Origin of the sequence: Undibacterium sp. Dicai25W (assembly GCF_049340505.1) — a bacterium.
GTDB lineage: Bacteria > Pseudomonadota > Gammaproteobacteria > Burkholderiales > Burkholderiaceae_D > Undibacterium > Undibacterium jejuense.
The window spans coordinates 18,037-36,202 of the sequence record NZ_JBMPOQ010000022.1 but is presented as its reverse complement, the minus strand read 5'-3'; the positions used below and the strand labels follow the sequence as shown (position 1 = coordinate 36,202).

Annotated in this window: 17 protein-coding genes; 5 read left to right on the top strand and 12 right to left on the bottom strand. The window is 47.1% G+C overall.

Translation table 11 applies throughout. The annotated features are described in order from the left end of the window. Nucleotides 1–48 precede the first annotated feature (48 nt). Nucleotides 49–987: a histone deacetylase family protein gene (locus tag ACO0KY_RS17320; protein ID WP_186912861.1), complete on the bottom strand. Its 939-nt coding sequence runs from the start codon at nt 985–987 to the stop codon at nt 49–51. 140 nt (nt 988–1,127) lie between these two features. Between ACO0KY_RS17320 and ACO0KY_RS17315 the strand changes: the two genes are divergently transcribed. The 5 genes from ACO0KY_RS17315 to ACO0KY_RS17295 all read left to right on the top strand — a co-directional run bounded on the left by ACO0KY_RS17315 (nt 1,128) and on the right by ACO0KY_RS17295 (nt 6,818). Further along, the gene (locus ACO0KY_RS17315; RefSeq protein WP_423048123.1) at nt 1,128–2,048 is read left to right on the top strand and encodes an AAA family ATPase; all 921 of its coding nucleotides are present in this window, start codon (nt 1,128–1,130) and stop codon (nt 2,046–2,048) included. A gap of 15 nt (nt 2,049–2,063) precedes the next feature. Next, nucleotides 2,064–3,035 (top strand): DUF58 domain-containing protein, encoded by a 972-nt coding sequence (locus tag ACO0KY_RS17310; RefSeq protein WP_423048121.1) that lies wholly within the window; start codon nt 2,064–2,066, stop codon nt 3,033–3,035. Nucleotides 3,036–3,038: 3 nt separating this feature from the next. Next, nucleotides 3,039–5,045: a transglutaminaseTgpA domain-containing protein gene (locus ACO0KY_RS17305; protein WP_423048119.1), complete on the top strand. Its 2,007-nt coding sequence runs from the start codon at nt 3,039–3,041 to the stop codon at nt 5,043–5,045. 58 nt (nt 5,046–5,103) lie between these two features. Beyond that, nucleotides 5,104–6,159: a lytic murein transglycosylase B gene (gene mltB / locus ACO0KY_RS17300; protein ID WP_423048159.1), complete on the top strand. Its 1,056-nt coding sequence runs from the start codon at nt 5,104–5,106 to the stop codon at nt 6,157–6,159. A gap of 359 nt (nt 6,160–6,518) precedes the next feature. Next, nucleotides 6,519–6,818 carry a hypothetical protein gene (locus ACO0KY_RS17295; protein WP_110257001.1) on the top strand — a complete coding sequence of 100 codons (300 nt, stop codon included), beginning with the start codon at nt 6,519–6,521 and terminating at the stop codon, nt 6,816–6,818. A gap of 172 nt (nt 6,819–6,990) precedes the next feature. Here the strand turns inward: ACO0KY_RS17295 and cysM are convergent, their stop codons facing one another. The 11 genes from cysM to ACO0KY_RS17240 form a co-directional block, all read right to left on the bottom strand. Beyond that, the gene (gene cysM, locus ACO0KY_RS17290) at nt 6,991–7,893 is read right to left on the bottom strand and encodes a cysteine synthase CysM (RefSeq protein ID WP_186912856.1); all 903 of its coding nucleotides are present in this window, start codon (nt 7,891–7,893) and stop codon (nt 6,991–6,993) included. A gap of 266 nt (nt 7,894–8,159) precedes the next feature. After that, nucleotides 8,160–8,525, bottom strand: a complete 366-nt coding sequence (locus ACO0KY_RS17285; RefSeq protein WP_423048117.1) for a ComEA family DNA-binding protein — start codon at nt 8,523–8,525, stop codon at nt 8,160–8,162. Between the two features lie 136 nt (nt 8,526–8,661). Then, entirely contained in the window at nt 8,662–9,621 is a 960-nt protein-coding gene (gene rfaE1 / locus ACO0KY_RS17280) for a D-glycero-beta-D-manno-heptose-7-phosphate kinase (protein WP_423048115.1), read from the bottom strand. A gap of 8 nt (nt 9,622–9,629) precedes the next feature. Continuing rightward, nucleotides 9,630–11,003: a UDP-glucose dehydrogenase family protein gene (locus ACO0KY_RS17275; RefSeq protein WP_423048157.1), complete on the bottom strand. Its 1,374-nt coding sequence runs from the start codon at nt 11,001–11,003 to the stop codon at nt 9,630–9,632. Nucleotides 11,004–11,143: 140 nt separating this feature from the next. Beyond that, a complete protein-coding gene (gene lapB, locus ACO0KY_RS17270) occupies nt 11,144–12,319 on the bottom strand; it encodes a lipopolysaccharide assembly protein LapB (RefSeq protein WP_423048113.1) in 1,176 nt (391 codons plus the stop codon). Nucleotides 12,320–12,411: 92 nt separating this feature from the next. Further along, nucleotides 12,412–12,726: a LapA family protein gene (locus ACO0KY_RS17265; RefSeq protein ID WP_186912853.1), complete on the bottom strand. Its 315-nt coding sequence runs from the start codon at nt 12,724–12,726 to the stop codon at nt 12,412–12,414. A 214-nt stretch (nt 12,727–12,940) separates the two neighbouring features. Next, nucleotides 12,941–13,246: an integration host factor subunit beta gene (locus tag ACO0KY_RS17260; protein ID WP_186912852.1), complete on the bottom strand. Its 306-nt coding sequence runs from the start codon at nt 13,244–13,246 to the stop codon at nt 12,941–12,943. 29 nt (nt 13,247–13,275) lie between these two features. After that, on the bottom strand, nt 13,276–14,982 hold the full coding sequence (gene rpsA, locus ACO0KY_RS17255; RefSeq protein WP_423048110.1) for a 30S ribosomal protein S1: 1,707 nt from the start codon (nt 14,980–14,982) through the stop codon (nt 13,276–13,278). Between the two features lie 132 nt (nt 14,983–15,114). After that, nucleotides 15,115–15,786 carry a (d)CMP kinase gene (gene cmk, locus ACO0KY_RS17250; RefSeq protein WP_423048108.1) on the bottom strand — a complete coding sequence of 224 codons (672 nt, stop codon included), beginning with the start codon at nt 15,784–15,786 and terminating at the stop codon, nt 15,115–15,117. Between the two features lie 74 nt (nt 15,787–15,860). Next, nucleotides 15,861–17,198, bottom strand: coding sequence for a 3-phosphoshikimate 1-carboxyvinyltransferase (gene aroA, locus ACO0KY_RS17245; protein WP_423048106.1), 1,338 nt, complete (start codon nt 17,196–17,198; stop codon nt 15,861–15,863). Between the two features lie 56 nt (nt 17,199–17,254). Continuing rightward, the gene (locus tag ACO0KY_RS17240) at nt 17,255–18,163 is read right to left on the bottom strand and encodes a prephenate dehydrogenase (protein WP_423048104.1); all 909 of its coding nucleotides are present in this window, start codon (nt 18,161–18,163) and stop codon (nt 17,255–17,257) included. Between the last annotated feature and the right edge of the window lie 3 nt (nt 18,164–18,166).

The window sequence follows — 18,166 nt, the reverse complement described above, 5'->3', positions numbered from 1 at the left end:
GAATTAAAAAATCGTTGTTAAACTATCCAATAATCTATTTCTGTAATCTCACTCAAGGTCAGCGAGAATTTTCACATGAGCGGTAACGCTACGCGCCAGGGCCGATAAATTGTAACCACCTTCAAGACAACTGACGATGCGACCATGTGAATGCGTCTTTGCAACGCGCATAATTTGTTGGGTGATCCACGCATAATCGGCTTCAACCAGACCTAATTGCCCCATATCGTCTTCTCTGTGCGCATCAAATCCGGCCGAGATGAATATCATTTCAGGCTTAAATGCCTCAAGTGCTGGCAACCATCGTTCTGACACCAACTCACGTATGACGTTGCCGTAACTATGCGCAGGCACCGGCACATTGACCATATTGCTAGCGGGATGCTCTGTTCCAGAATAGGGGTAATATGGATGTTGAAAGAAGCTCACCATCAATACCCTCTGGTCACCATTAAAAATCTCTTCAGTTCCGTTGCCATGATGAACATCAAAATCGACAATCGCAACCCGTTGTAAGCCACGTACCTCCAATGCGTGTTTAGCGGCAACCGCGACATTATTGAACATGCAAAAACCCATGGCTTCCTTACTGGTTGCGTGGTGTCCTGGCGGTCGTATGGCACAAAATGCGTTTTCAATTTCCGCATCGATTACCGCATCAGTGGCAGCAACAGCAGCACCTGCGGCACGCAAAGAAGCGCGCCAGGTATAGGCGTTTAAAGAAGTATCTGCATCCAACGGAAAATGATCATATTCGGAACGTTCAGATGGGCAGTTTTCGCGTATCCGATATATAGCGTCGGCCGTGTGCACTCGCGCCAGATCCGACTCCAGAGCCGCTGGCGCCTCGCGATAGTCAAGTAGCGTATTGATGCGGCTGGCAATCAATTGATCTTCTATTGCCTGCAAACGTTCGGGTGATTCTGGGTGCCAGGAGCCCATTTCATGCCGTTTGCAGTCGGCGTGGGTGTAATAAGCAGTTGTCATGTCTCAAATTCTTATTTATTTATTCAAGTTTCCGCCTATTTGCCTTGTTTTGCAAATAGCTTGCTGCAAGCAGCATGGTTTGCCACAGATGCCGCAGAATCAGTTTACACTGTGATTTAAATTTTTATTCGAGGAAATCTATGTTTTCCAAAGTGCATCAAGTCGCCAAACAGGTCAATAACGTGATTATCGGCAAAGAACTGCAAATCCGGCAGGCTCTGGTATGCCTCCTCGCTGGCGGTCACTTGCTCATAGAGGATTTACCTGGTGTCGGCAAAACCACACTAGCGCATGCTCTGGCCATTTCTTTAGGTTTAAAATTTAACCGATTACAATTCACCAGCGACTTGTTGCCAGCGGACGTCGTTGGTATATCGATTTTCGACCGTGAGAAGAATCAGTTTATTTTTCATCCTGGTCCGGTGTTTACACAGGTTTTGCTGGCAGATGAAATCAATCGCGCCACGCCGAAGACCCAATCTTCATTGCTGGAAGCGATGGAAGAAAGACAAGTATCTGTCGAAGGACAAACCCGTGCCCTGCCAAGCCCCTTTTTTGTCATTGCGACTCAAAATCCAGCGCATCAGGTGGGTACCTTTGCCCTGCCAGAATCTCAGCTTGACCGCTTTTTAATGTGTTTGTCACTCGGTTATCCGGATGCTGCCGCCGAACGCGCATTGCTTATGGGAGAAGATCGCCGCGCTTTATTGGCGCATTTGCCAGCAGTGATGCAATCAAGCGAACTCATTCAGGCGCAACAAGAACTGAAAAAAATCCACACCTCCGCAGCACTGGTCGACTATGTACAAGCATTGGCACACGCGACCCGCCAGGGTGATTTGTTCGCGGAAGGTATGAGCCCACGTGCTTCGATTGCACTTTTGCAAGCAGCACGCGCATGGGCCGCAATGGAAGGTCGTGATCACGTGATACCAGAAGACGTACAAGCAGTCCTCATCCCCGTCATTGCGCATCGCTTGCGACCAATCAAATCCGTTACTGGAAAAATCAATATCAGCAGCGAATTACTGGCCGAATTAATGAAGCGTGTACCAGTTTAAGCAAACGGTATGGTCATGCTCAACTCTCTGCGCCAGCGTTTGCGAAAAATGATTTTTCTGGAGAACAAACCAGAAAGTGGCGAAGTATTCCTGAAACAAAGGCGCGTCTTCACACTCCCCAGCAAACCCGGATGGATGTTTATCCTTTTGCTGCTGCTCATGTTTGTAACGGCGACCAATTACAATCTGAGCCTGGGGTTTGCATTGACTTTTGTGTTGGCCAGCATTGCAATGGTGAATACTTTTTTTGGTTTTCGTAATCTCGCGTATTTGCATCTAAACGCGGGGCCAACACAAGCTGTATTCGCTGGCGAGGAAACGCAATACACGGTATTTTTGATCAATCGTCGCGCCCATCAGCGTTATGCAATTTGGGTCGGTATTGCCGAAGCTGGACACCCGGAAACTGCCGTTGATATCGGAGGACAAAGTCAAGTCTCATTGCAGCTTAGCTATCCGACAAAACAACGTGGCTGGCAATCCATCCCCAGAATCCGCCTGCAAACCTGGTTTCCGTTAGGCATGTTGAAAGTATGGAGCACTTGGTTACCAGACTCACAAGCACTGGTCTACCCTCAACCAGAACTCAATGCTCCCCCGCTTCCAGTGACTGGCGTAAGCAAAGATACCGAACATGGTCACTCTGGTCATGAAGATTTTGCCGGTGTACGTGCATATCAGTCGGGTGACCCTTTAAAACATCTTGCATGGAAACAAATCGCCAGAGTCGATACCGCGCTGGGCGGTCAATTAATCACCAAGCAATTTGCCGGTGGTGCTGGTAGCGACATCGTTATCGATTTTGCTGCGCTGCCACGGATCATGGATACCGAGCTCAAACTCTCACGTATGACAAGCTGGGTAATGGAAGCGGACCGCAAAGGATTGCTCTATGCATTCAAACTTGGCAGCAGCGATTTTGTAGCTGCACAAGGTCCGGCACATCGTGACGCCTGCCTGCGTGCTTTAGCACTTTATGAGTTATAAATGATGCGCCTAAATTTACCCAGCCGTTTATCTTCGCGTATTTTGAGTCGCGACAAAGTAGATACGCTACTTCTGCTGACCGCCTGTTTGTGCGTACTACTCCCGCATGCAAGCCATGTCACATGGTGGGTGAACCTTGCCAGTGGTGGATTATTAAGCTGGCGCGCGTGGCTAACCTTCAATGGCAGACGTTTACCCCCGTCATGGCTACTGCTGCCGATTGCGGGGTTAATGATGGTCGGTGTGTATTTGACGCACCACACATTTTTAGGCCGCGAGGCTGGCGTGACGATGTTGGTGCTACTGCTGACCTGCAAACTATTAGAGATGCATGCCAAGCGCGACCTATTTGTCGTCATCTTCCTGAGTTTCTTTTTGTTGCTAAGTAGTTTTTTCTATCAGCAAAGCATAGGTGCAGCAGCCCTCGCATTGCTGGGAACTGCGTTGTTAATTACAGCACAACTGTCTTTTCAATATACGAATCTGGTACCTTCGTTAGGTCAAAAATTCAAATTAGCCGGCACATTAGTAGGTCTGGCGATTCCTCTGACGCTATGTGCGTTTCTGCTCTTCCCGCGCATACAGGGCCCGCTTTGGGGCTTGCCAGGCGACGCGCATAGTGCTCGGACCGGATTGTCCGAAACAATGGCGCCCGGAGGAATCAGTAATCTGGTGCAATCAGAAGACATCGTGTTCCGCGCAAAATTCGACCAACCCATATTGAACAAATCGGTCTTGTATTGGCGCGGTATCATTTTGACCGCCTTTGATGGACTTACCTGGAGTCCGAAGGCAACCAGACTAGGAAAAAAATCAAGCTACTCTGAATTCTCAGGCAACCTAATCCAGCAAGAAATCGTCCTGGAACCCCAAGGCCAACGCTGGATCTTTGCACTCGACTTGCCAGTTGAAGCGGCGTTGTTTGCTGATAAAAATACCTCCAGCCTCAATGCAGATATGGAACTGAGAAGTCAGGAACCTATTCTTGATCGCTTACGTTATCAAGTACGCTCTGCGACAAATTACAAATATTTACCCGATCTGCAAGACGAAGAATTAGTTGCAACTCTTGATTTGCCTGCTGGTTACAACCCGCGCACATTAAGTTTTGCGCAAGATTTACGGCAACGTTATAGCGACGATAATCAGTTAATCAAAGCCGCATTGGACTTTTTCAGAAAAGAAGAATTTGTCTATACGCTGGAACCACCGCTACTGGGCACCAATAGCGTCGACGATTTTTTATTCAAAAGCCGTGCCGGGTTCTGCGAGCATTTTGCCAGCTCGTTTGTCATTCTCATGCGTGCCGCCAATATTCCAGCGAGAGTTGTGACAGGTTATCAGGGCGGAACAAAAAACGATATCGATGGCTACTTTGAAATTCGTCAGTCGGATGCACATGCGTGGGCAGAAGTTTGGCTAAAGAAGCAGGGTTGGGTCAGGGTCGATCCTACCGCTGCAGTAGCGCCCGAGCGAGTGATGCTCAATCTGGCCAGAGCCATTCCACAACGTGGTCTGGCAGGTCTGGTCGGCCAAGCAGTTTCTGGAAATTCTTTGGTGCAAGCCTTGCATATGCGCTGGGATGCAGTGAACAACTCTTGGAATCAGTGGGTTTTAAATTACAACCAAAATTCGCAAAGGCACTTACTCGATTCGCTTGGCTTTAAAAACGTTGACTGGGCGCAAATCAGCTTACTATTTTTTATCGTCGGAAGCATTGCGATCAGCATTGTTGCCCTGCCCTTAGTTCTTAACAAACCCACAATCCCAGCGATCGATAGAGTATACTTTTCATTCTGCAAAATCATGGCAAAGCATACCGAGCCAAGGGGTATCAATGAAGGTCCTCAAGCATTTTTATGGCGACTCAGACTTGCTTTACCCGCAGACAAAATTCTGCCAGCAGAACATTTTTTAAATTTTTATATTGCTGCAAAATACGGTAAGCATAAGTTACCGGAAAGCAGTGTCACTAAACGCCTGAAAGCCTTACTGGCCGCCTGCAAATAAATTGTCTATGTTCAAAAAAACTTCTAAATTTCTTGCTCTGTCCTGCGTTTATGTCGCAATGTTGAGCATCTATTCCCCAAGCAGTTCAGCGACTGATAACGTCGTAAAAAAAAGTAAAAAAACGCAAACAGCGACCAAAAACCAGCAAGCAGACGTTCATTTTACGCAATGGAAAGAAGTATCCGTATTCATTACCGATATGGTTGCAAAACATGGTTTTCAGGAGGCTGAGCTCAATGCTATGTTTGAGCAGACGCGGTATATCGAAACCGCTCGACAACTGATGCGCCCAGCGCCACCTGGAAAACCCAAAAATTGGAAAGCCTACCGTGCGCGCTTTGTTGAACCCTACAGGATTGACGCTGGTGTCGCATTCTGGAATAAAAACGCCGATCTATTGGCGCGCGCCGAGCAGCAATATGGGATCCCCGCCGAAATCATCGTTGGCCTGATCGGTGTAGAAACCATCTACGGCAAAAATACCGGTAGTTTCCGTGCTATGGACGTATTGACCACCTTGGCATTTGATTATCCAGAAACACCAACCCGCGAAACCCGTATGCAATTTTTCAGGTCTGAATTGGAAAATTTATTAGTACTGGCGAAAGAATCCGGGGCCGATCCATTTGCCTTCAAGGGGTCTTACGCTGGTGCAATAGGCTTACCACAGTTTATGCCTGGTAGCATCCGGCAGTACGCAGTCGATTTTGATGGCGATGGAAAAATCAATTTAAACGAATCAGCCGCTGACGCGATCGGCAGTGTTGCAAACTATCTTTCTTTACATGGCTGGAAACGCAATCTCCCTACAGTTTTTCCCGCTACATTGAGCCCATCGGATGAAAATCAGGCACAACTAAAAACTGCCATTTCAAAAGGTTTGCGCGCTACTTATACGCTCAATGACCTAAAAGGATTTTTAACAACACCAAGTAGTGATGCGCCAGACGGAATTTTGTACGGTGTGATCGATTTGCAAAATGGCGAAGACGCAGACGAATATTGGCTGGGCACTGATAACTTTTTTGCTATCACACAATATAACCGTAGCTATTTTTACGCGATGTCGGTTATTGACCTTGGTCGGGTAATTAGTGCCGCACGGCAAAATTAAAAAGTGATAGCGATAAGAAAATGACTTTTAACAATATGTTTCACTTGAACCAATTGATCTAAAGCACATTATGTCCAATACTGCAATGGCACGGAACGAAAACCATGCAAAATTACATGTCGATGGCATCCATCATTTTTTTCAAAAAATATAATTGTTTTTCGAGACGGATTAATCTAAAGTAACTAAATCTAGTTGATACAATGGCATGCAAACCAAGCAATGTGTCAATAGATTTAACAATGTTTTGCTATTTTTATGATAAGCAATTTCTATTTTAAAGATACAATATTACCGTATGATTAATTCTCATTGAAGCAACTAAATCCAGCATCAATAGACTAGACAGCGAGGTAATTATGGCAAATTTGACCCAGCTTGAATCGGATGAAATAGACTACGATCCAAATAATCTTTTGGATACTCTGATCAAGCAATTGCATTTAAAAAACGACGCAGCACTCTCCAGAGCATTGGAAGTTGCGCCACCAGTAATTAGTAAAATCAGACATCGCCGTTTGCCAGTTGGCGCGTCGTTGTTGATTCGTATGCATGAAATTAGCGACGTCAGCATCAAAGAATTGCGCGAATTGATGGGCGACCGTCGTGCAAAATTCCGTATCAGCGACAAGCAATTCAAACCAAAAGACGCTGCATAAAAATACTTTAAGTATTGCCATGCAGTACTTTAAAGACAAAATACCGAAGCTACTCAGAGAGTAATTTCGGTATTTTTTTATTTGCAGGTTAAAAATACAACACTACAAATTAAATTAATCTACCCGCTGTAATTAGGGTAGTTCGATTGCTTGAAAAAACCAGTCAACAGGATCAGGCAGGGAACACGCCAGTCGACAAATATCGATCACCACGATCGCAAACGATGAACACAATGGTCGCGTTTTCTACAGTTTCAGCTATTCTGAGTGCGATTTGACACGCTCCTGCTGCAGAAATACCACAGAATATACCTTCTTCTACGGCGAGGCGACGTGCCATGTGTTCAGCATCGGATTGCGTCACAGATTCAACCTGATCAACCCTCGCCTTGTCATATATCTTCGGCAAATACGCTTCTGGCCATTTACGGATGCCTGGAATTTGTGAACCGTCCTCTGGTTGCGCACCGATAATCTGAATATCTTGATTCTGTTGTTTTAAGTACGCAGAAACACCCATGATCGTGCCAGTAGTACCCATTGCGCTGACAAAGTGTGTGACCCTACCGTTCGTATCGCGCCAGATTTCAGGACCAGTTCCTTCAAAGTGCGCCAGAGGATTGTCGGGGTTCGCAAACTGATCCAGAATCACACCTTTACCTTCTTTTTGCATCTGCTCAGCCAGATCACGCGCGTATTCCATACCGCCTGTTTTTGGCGTCAATACAATCTGTGCGCCATAGGCAGCCATGCTTTGGCGGCGTTCAATACTGAGATTTTCTGGCATCAATAAAACCATCTTGTAGCCGCGCATGGCAGCTGCCATTGCGAGGGCAATACCAGTATTGCCGCTAGTTGCCTCAATCAGTGTATCGCCTGGCTTAATCTGACCGCGCTCTTCCGCACGCTTAATCATAGACAAGGCTGGACGATCTTTTACTGAACCGGCCGGATTATTGCCCTCAAGCTTGCCAAGAATAATGTTATTGCGACGCAGGTTGTCAGCTCCGGGTATGCGCTGCAACTGTACCAGCGGCGTATTTCCTATTGTGTCTTCTATCGTCAGATAAGCCATTTTCAATGTCTCTAGTCAGTCAAACGTTCATTCTAATCGTAGCTGCAAATACGTGCAGATTTGTCATATGCATATATCTCACGCACCTTATGGCTTTTTGCTGCAACATCGTATATTTTCGCCAAAAAGACATGCAAATATGAATTTCAGCCGATATTCGGATCCGATATCTACTTTATATATAATTCAAATAAGCAAATAAGCAAATAAGCAAATAAAAAAACCTCTGAGCATTCGTCAGAGGTTTTCTGTCGGTTTAACTATCATTACTTGGTTTTGCTATCTTTAGTTGCGGCTTTCGCGGGCGTCGAAGTTGTCGTGTTTACAGATGTCGCATTACTGGCTGCAGCGCTAGCAGCTGGTTTTGGCTGACCATTGACAGTCAAGCCAGCTTGCGACATTTTCACTGAGTTTTTATCACCGATGCCTCTGACGCGTGTTTCAAAGTCAGCCCAGTCTTTAAAATTACCGTTTTTCGCGCGCTCCGCAATGATCGCTTTAGATTTTGCCGGACCAATACCTTTAACGCCATCCAAAGCTGCCTGATCCGCTTTATTCACATCCACATCAGCAAACGCAAACCCCATTGTGACGATCATAGTGGCAGCAGCTAACAATAATTTTTTAAACATGAAAATCACTCCTAAAAATAGTTATCGATTCAAACCCGGTAGAACTTCGCTGCAAATTTACCTGAGTTAATCCTTAAGGAAATAACGATCAGCCACCCCAACGGTTGACTATTTTTCACTATTTTTATCGCAATTCTTACTGACCTGGAAATAGCTCTTCACGGGAAACTGTCGCTGTTCCTAGCTTACCAACGACAATACCACCAGCCCGATTGGCAATGACAACTGCATCCTGCATAGACATGCCATTTGCCATCATGACCGCCATGGTGGCAATCACGGTGTCGCCTGCACCGGATACATCATACACTTCGCGTGCCATTGCCGGGACATGAACAACGTCATTCTCGGTGTATAGCGTCATCCCTTCTTCGGAACGGGTCAGCAACAAGCCTTGCAATCGCAAATCCTGACGCATTTTTTGCGCCTTTGCGGTCAGCTCATCTTCGCTATACCATTCACCAATTACTTGCCTGAGTTCGGATTTGTTTGGCGTCAACAAGGTCGCACCGCTATAACGTGCAAAGTCACTTCCCTTAGGATCAACCAGGATGGGCTTGCCAGCATTTCGGGCGGCCTCAATCATGGTCGTGACATTCACCAGACTACCCTTCGCATAATCGGAAAAAATCACGACATCATGCGAGCCTAACAACGCATTAAAACGATTGAGCTTGTCGTTCAATACGTGTTCAGTCGGACGTTCTTCAAAATCGATGCGTATCAACTGTTGCTGACGTCCAATGACGCGCAATTTGATAATGGTTGAGATCTGCTTGTCGCGACTCAGATACGAGCCTATTCCAGACTTTACCAATAAGTCGCTGACAGTATTACCTGCCTCATCATCGCCAATCACCCCCATCAGACTAGCGTCAACGCCCAAGGCAACCGTATTTAAGGCGACATTAGCTGCGCCACCAAGACGTTCTTCACGACGCTCCACCCGCACAATCGGCACCGGTGCTTCAGGAGAAATGCGATTGACTTCACCAAACCAATACCGATCCAGCATCACATCGCCAGCGATGAGAATACGTTTCTTCAGAGAATCGGCTGTACTAGTGCGTTCTTTATATTCAGCTTGTGAACTCACTACTCACCTCATTTACGCGTCAGTACGGAACGGCCTATCCCATGGTATTCAATACCGATTTCGGTCATAACACCAGGCTCGAACAAGTTGCGGCCATCAAAAATAATTGCTTGCTTCAGACGTGTTTTAACCTGATCGAAATCAGGACTGCGGAATGCCTTCCATTCAGTCACAATCGCCAGCGCATCGGCACCATCCAGGGCGTCCATAGGACTTGTCGCAAAACGAATCGAAGACAATAACTCCCGCGTATCGGCAAAATCTAATGCAAACACGCGCTTGGCCTCTTCCATTGAAACTGGATCGTAGACGGCAACTGTTGCGCCATTACGTAGTAATTCACCCAACAAAACACGAGAAGAGGCAGCACGCATATCGTCAGTATTTGGTTTAAATGCCAAACCCCAGATGGCGAAGTGTCTGCCTTTTAGATTTTGCTCGAAACGCTGCAAAATTTTATTGCCCAAGACTTGTTTCTGACGCGCATTCACTGCTTCCACAGCTTGCAAGATCAACAGATTTAAACCGTAGTCTTGCGCAGTACGTTCCAGTGCCTGCACATCTTTCGGGAAGCAAGAGCCGCCATAGCCGCAACCTGCATACAAGAAACTGTGTCCAATGCGTGGATCAGATCCAATCCCATGACGTACGGCTTCGATATCAGCGCCAACATGATCAGCCAGATTTGCTAATTCATTCATGAAAGAAATACGGGTCGCCAACATTGCGTTTGCCGCGTATTTGGTGAATTCAGCAGAACGTACATCCATCCAATAAGTGCGTTCATGATTACGATTAAACGGCGTATATAGCTTTTTCATCATGCCACGTGCTTTTTCGCCTTGCGGAGAATTATCGCAACCAATGACAATGCGATCAGGACGCATGAAATCTTCTACCGCCGCGCCTTCTTTTAAGAATTCAGGATTGGATACCACCGAGAAATTAGCATCCGATCCGCGCGCTGTCAGTTCTGACTGCAGAGCAGCTGCAACGCGGTCTGCAGTACCTACAGGTACCGTAGATTTGTCGACCACGACCTTGAAAGCATTCATGTATTTACCAATATTACGCGCTGCTGCCAACACGTATTGCAGGTCGGCAGAGCCATCTTCGTCAGGAGGCGTACCTACCGCAATAAATTGCACGTCACCATGAGCAACGCTGGCTTCGACATCGGTAGAAAAACGAATACGTCCTGCAGCGCGATTGCGTGCAACGATTTCTTCGAGGCCCGGCTCATGAATGGGGATGCCACCGTTATTGAGTATCTCAATTTTTTTGCTATCGACGTCTAAACAGAAAACGTCATTACCCAATTCGGCCAGGCAAGCGCCCGTGACCAAACCGACATAGCCAGTACCAATAATAGTAATTTTCATTTTGTGATCACAATCTAAAAAATGCTGATGTTCTGTATCGATGCTATTGCGGTGATTGATACAAGCTGTTTTACTCATCGCTACTTCCTTCGCATGAAGGATAAAAATCAATTCACCTGCTCAACCATCCTTGATACTTATTAATTCATCACGTTCAATTCTTCTGTGCGGCGTGGCGGGTAGGTTTCCCACCGGCTGCACCCAGGACAATGCCAATAAAACTGGCGCGCTTTAAAGCCGCAGTGCGAACATTGGTAACGTGCCAGCTTTTGCGCATACCCATGCACCAGATTTTTCACAATCGCCAACTCAGGACGCACTTCTGGTGGAGCATCTAACATACGCGCATCCAGCAATTTATCCAGACCGAGTAGCGTTGGTGTACGACGTAATTCATCGCGCACTAATTGATTCGCTCCGGCAACAGAATCGAGCTCTAAAGTCGCTTTAAATACGACTTCCAATAAATCAATCGAAGGCGCTTCTGCCAGATAATTCTTCAACAAATTCAGACCTTCTTGCGGACGTTCGAGCTTGCGATAGCCATCCATCAGGCGTTGTGCGACCAACGCCACATGAGGCACACTTTGCTGCTCAACCCGACGCCAAGTGAGTACGGCTTTCTCAATATCGCCGTTAGCTTGATGCACGTCGCCGGCAAGGATAGTTGCGCGTACATTGTTTCTATCTGTTGCCAGCGCTTTATCGAGCATTGCCATCGCGGCATCCGCGTTAGTGTGAACCAATTCATCTTGCGCGATTTCGCAGTAAAACTGAGCTATTTCTTTTTGACGACCACCCGCCCCCGCTTCTTGCAAAGCGTGCGCCGCTTCAATCGCACGTGCCCATTCTTTTTCACGTTGATAGATTTCCAGCAACGCGCGTCGGGCTTGCGCCTCGAAATTACTCGACAACAACACCGTAAATGCTTCTTCAGCACGGTCAAGGAGGCCAGCTTTCAGATAATCCTGTCCCAATTCAAATCTGGCCTGGGTTTTTTGTTCTACGGGTAAATCTGGACGCGCCAGCAAATTTTGGTGAACCCGAATCGCACGTTCGGTTTCGCCACGACGGCGGAACAAATTACCCAACGCAAAATGTAATTCGACCGATTCCGGGTCAAGACGAACAATCTCAATAAAAGCGTCGATCGCTTTGTCGGGCTGTTCGTTCAATAAAAAATTCAACCCTTTAAAATAACCTTTTGGCAGGCTGCGCGACTCCGATAACAACTGACGGATATCAACACGGGCAGCAATCCAGCCGAGGGTAAAAAACAAGGGGATGCCTAGCAACCACCAAATTTCAAAATCCATTTTTTCTTATTTTCTTTCAACATAGCCGACAATTTACCGGCAATTTCAGACCAGGTTAGAAACACAAAAATATGCGCTAACCCTGCCGCTATTTAAGTGTTACGAATGCTATCAGGTTGTGGTGCCTGTGTGCTGGCACGCTCAGCCTCTTCCCGTTCTTTTTCAATTTCGGCCAACGTCTTTTTATGACGATGCAGGTCTCGACGATGTCGAAATACCATTGGTACCATCGCTAAAATTCCCAACACTGCACCTGCAACAAAGAACACCAGAAGCATGATGACCAACGGCGCTTTTTGCTCATATCCGAAAAAATAACGGAGCGTCACTTCGCTATCATTCTTTAAGGCAAAACCAAAAAACAAAACGAAGAGTATAAGAGTAAGCAGTCTGGAAACATATTTCATGGACGCATCCTAAAAATGGAGAGTAGCACACCAAGTACCGCATCAAGTGCCGTACCAACATTGAGGTAATTTTGCGTAAGTCCGCCGATATTGTGAACTAATATTGTGAACTAATTGAGTAATAAAGTAGACATTGTACTGAAAAAAAACGGCATACCGGAAAAACCGATATACCGTTCTTATTTTGCGTCAATCGCAAAGTCCGACGACCCGTCTAATCATCACGTATCGGCTGCCCAACCATGGCATCGACACGTTCGCGCAATTCCTTACCTGGTTTAAAATGCGGTACCCGTTTTTCAGGAACCATCACTTTATCGCCAGACTTAGGATTACGACCTATCCTTGGTGGACGACTGTTCAGAGCGAAACTGCCGAAACCACGGATCTCAATACGCTGTCCGGTTGCCAAAGCATCGGACATTGCATCAAGGATGGTTTTGACTGCGACATCCACATCTTTAGCTACCAGCTGTGGATATCGCTCTGCCAGACGAGCTATCAGCTCCGACTTCGTCATATGTATAAGACCTAATGACTAGATTAAGCTTAGTTTTTGTTGTCGAGCTTAGCTTTCAACAACGCGCCCAGGCTTGTCGTACCAGAAGCTGCGTTAGCATCAACTGTTGTCGACATTTTTTGCATTGCTTCTTGTGTTTCAGCGCTATCTTTTGCTTTGATAGACAACTGGATACCACGTGCTTTACGGTCGATGTTCAGAACCAAAGCTTCAACGCTGTCGCCAACTTTCAGGTGTGTACCAGCATCTTCCACGCGGTCGCGGGAGATTTCTGATGCACGCAGGTAGCCTTCAACGTCGTCTGCCAATTGGATTACCGCACCTTTAGCTTCAACAGATTTCACTGTACCAACAACGATCACACCTTTGTCGTTCATTGCGCAGTAGTTGTTGAATGGGTCACCTTCCAATTGCTTAACGCCCAGGGAAACGCGCTCACGTTCAACGTCGATTGCCAGAACGATGGCTTCCAGCTCGTCACCTTTCTTGAACTTGCGAACTGCTTCTTCGCCAGCTTCGTTCCAGGACAAGTCAGACAAATGTACCAGACCGTCGATGTTGCCGGACAAGCCGATGAACACGCCGAAGTCAGTGATAGATTTGATTGCGCCACGAACTTTGTCGCCTTTCTTGTGATTGATCGCGAAATCATCCCAAGGATTAGCTTTACATTGTTTCATGCCGAGGCTGATACGACGACGTTCTTCGTCGATTTCCAGAACCATGACTTCAACTTCATCGCCCAATTGAACTACTTTGTTTGGTGCAACGTTTTTGTTTGTCCAATCCATTTCGGAAACGTGTACCAGACCTTCGATACCTTGTTCTACTTCAACGAACGCGCCGTAGTCGGTCAGGTTAGTTACTTTACCGAACAAACGTGTGTTCGCTGGGTAACGACGTGACAAACCTGTCCATGGATCGTCGCCCAATTGTTTTACGCCCAGGGAAACACGGTTTTTCTCTTGGTCGAATTTCAATACTTTTGCAGTGATTTCTTGACCAACTGTCAACACCTCGGAAGGGTGACGTACACGACGCCATGCCAAGTCGGTGATGTGCAACAAACCATCGATGCCGCCCAGATCAACGAACGCGCCGTAGTCGGTGATGTTTTTAACAACACCAGTAACCACTGTGCCTTCTTTCAGGGTTTCCATCAGTTTTTGACGCTCTTCGCCCATGGACGCTTCAACAACAGCGCGGCGGGACAGAACAACGTTGTTACGTTTGCGGTCAAGCTTGATAACTTTGAATTCCATGGTTTTGCCTTCGTAAGGAGTTGTATCCTTAACTGGGCGTGTATCAACCAAAGAACCTGGCAAGAAAGCGCGGATGCCGTTCGTCAGAACAGTCAAACCACCTTTAACTTTACCATTAACTGTACCAGTAACGATCTCGCCAGACTCCAGCGCTTTTTCCAGCGCGAGCCAGGAAGCCAGACGTTTAGCTTTGTCACGGGACAAAATTGTGTCGCCGAAACCGTTTTCCAGCGAGTCAATCGCTACGGAAACGAAATCGCCGATATTAACTTCCAGGTCGCCCTGGTCGTTTTTGAATTCTTCAACAGGGATGAAGGCTTCAGACTTCAAGCCTGCGTTCACGATCACGAAGTTGTGGTCGATACGAACGACTTCAGCAGAAATCACTTCACCGGAACGCATATCCTGACGTGACAGGGACTCTTCGAACAAAGCTGCGAAGCTGTCTGCACCGGTTGCGAAATCTTGGGACATGAATACAGTAGACATAATATTTACGAGTTAGCCGGAATAGCACAATGGCACTATTTACCGGGTTAGGTTAAACAACCCTTTAACAAGCTTGCCTCGTCAAAGGGGACGTACAACACAAGGATCTTTAAAAAATTACGCAGATTTTTGTGTTTTTGCAAACCATTCCAACACGTTTTGCACCGCTTGTTCAGCGGTAATTTCTGACGTATCGAGAATAATTGCATCTGGCGAAGGCTTGAGCGGCGCTGCGGTTCGGGCACTATCCCTTGCGTCACGTTCAATCAAATCTTTTACCAAGTTTTCCATATTAGCAGAAATTCCCTTTTCAATCAATTGCTTATATCGACGACTTGCGCGCGCCTCAGCACTTGCTGTTAAGAAAATTTTTAGTTGGGCATCCGGAAATATGACGGTACCCATATCGCGCCCGTCTGCTACCAGACCAGGTGTATTTCTGAAAGATACTTGCAAATCTACCAATGCTTTGCGCACCTCTTGCAGCACAGCAATTTTGGAGGCTACGACTCCAATCGCTTCGGCACGCACTTCGTCTGTAACATCCATATCTTCGAGCAAAACGTGGCCATGATCAAAACGACAAGGTAAGGCACGAGCCAACGCAGCGATTGCAGGCTCATCATCCAGCGCCACGCCTTTGTTTTGGGCCATTAACGCGGTCAGACGATACAAGGCACCTGAATCGAGGTAGTGATAGCCCAGATGTTTCGCAACGCGGTGCGCGACTGTTCCTTTTCCGGAAGCGGTTGGGCCATCGATCGTAATTACCGGGCTAAGTGAGCTCATAAGGGGAGTATCCGTAAAATTCATTCAATTGTCACTACAAGCACAAGAGGTATTTTTAATACAAGGGGGGAGTATCAAAAAAGCTCTGTATGGTTAATTTTAGCAAATGCTTCAAAATAATCCGGAAAGGTCTTGGCAACACATTGCGGATCATTAATACGCATCACTGCACCGCGTCTGGCTTTACCATCCAAACTTGCGAGGGAAAAACACATTGCCATACGATGATCGTCGTAAGTATCGATCGTTGCTGGCAAGATTTGCGCTGGCGGGGTGACTTTCATGTAATCAGCCCCCTCTTCCACTATCGCACCTAGCTTGCGCAGTTCTGTTGCCATGGCTGATAAGCGATCAGTTTCTTTGACGCGCCAGCTCGCAATATTACGTAAAGTGGTGGTGCCATTGGCATACAAAGCAGCAATCGCAATCGTCATTGCGGCATCAGGAATATGATTGAAATCCATATCAATCGATTGCAATATGCCATTCGATCGCACTTCTATCCAGTTATCGCCACGGGTAATGGTCGCGCCCATTTGCTCCAATGCTTCGGCAAAGCGAACGTCACCTTGAATACTGTCACGCCCTACCCCCTCAACTCGCACCGGACCACCTGCAATAGCGCCCGCTGCCAGAAAATACGAAGCTGATGACGCATCGCCTTCGACATGCACCACGCTAGGTGATTTGTAATGTTGTCCTTGCTTAATGGTGAACTCTTGCCAGCCGTCGCTTTGCACTTCGACACCAAATCGTTGCATGAGATTAAGCGTAATTTCTATATACGGCTTAGAAATCAATTCACCAACGACTTCAATCACAACATCATGCGCTTTCGCCATGAGCGGTGCCGCCATCAGCAAGGCCGTTAAAAACTGGCTGGATACATTACCCTTGACTTGCAAACGCTGAGCGTGGATATGCCCGCGGCGTATGTGCAAGGGCGGATAACCAGGATTGCCGGTGTAATCGATTTGCGCACCAGCGTGATTTAAAGCTTCGACCAGATCGCCGATCGGGCGCTCATGCATGCGCGCAACCCCATGCACCGTGTAATCGCCACCGAGCACTGCCAGTGCGGCAACCAGAGGACGTATCGCGGTACCCGCATTACCCATAAACAGATCCGCGTTATGGTGTGGGAAATTACCATTGGCACCATGCACGATGTAGTTCTGTGTTTCGCCTTCACGTTCCCAATGCACACCCAATTTTTGCAAGGCATTGAGCATCACCATCGTGTCATCAGAGGACAGCAAGTCTTTAATTTCGGTCACACCTTCAGATAAGGCGGCCAACAGCAATGTACGATTAGAAATACTTTTAGAACCCGGCAGGCGCACTGTTCCCTGAACTTGCATCACAGGTTGCAAATCGATGTAATGCGGATAATGTTTGCTGTGTTGAGTCATTCTCGTTTGATCTTTTATTTGGGTTTTATCTTTGGATAAATTAATCGCCGCGGCAATTAATCGCCACCTTCTCGCTGCTGTTTTTCGGCTGCTTCAATCGCGCTAATCCAATTATGCCGCGCCTTTTGCGCATTGCTATAAATGTCTTCAATTGCAGCACCATCCGCCTGCATCAGATGTTCGCGCAGTATCGCTAAACGTGCGGTGTAAGAATCCAACTCTTCCAGCATTGCCACGCGGTTGGCGAGCGTAATGTCGCGCCACATTTCCGGCGAAGAACCAGCGATCCGCGTAAAGTCCCGAAAACCACTGGCCGCATACTGGAACAAGGTATCTGCATGCGGCTTACGTGCCACATCATCCACCAAGGCATACGCCAGCAAGTGTGGCAAATGACTGACCGCCGCAAATACAGCGTCGTGCTGCGCCGGATTAAGTTGATGAATGATCGCGCCACATTGCTGCCATGCCCAGGCAACAGCCGCCACGTCTTCATCGGTGTTTTCTGGCAAACGCGTAATCACGACTTTTTTACCAACGTACAAATCAGTCAATGCTGCTTCCGGACCATTCAACTCACGCCCTGCAATAGGATGCGCAGGAACAAATTGTGCGATTTTGTTACCCAAAGCTGCACGTGCCGCGAGCACCACATCTGCTTTGGTACTTCCTGCATCAGTGACGACGGTTTTCGCATTCAAAAATGGCACGATCGCACGCAAGATGCTTTCAGTTTGCGCGACAGGTGCTGCAATCAGAATTAAATCACTGCCGGTCACAGCGTCTTCGACCGAGTCAGCAATCTGATCAATGATACCCAACTGCTGCGCTGTTTCCAGCGATGTACGACTACGACCAACGCCTACGATTTGCTTGACCGATCCTGATTTTTTTAAAGCTAAGGCAAATGAACCACCGATTAAACCAACACCGAAAATGGCGATACGATTAAACACTGTTTGCATCGT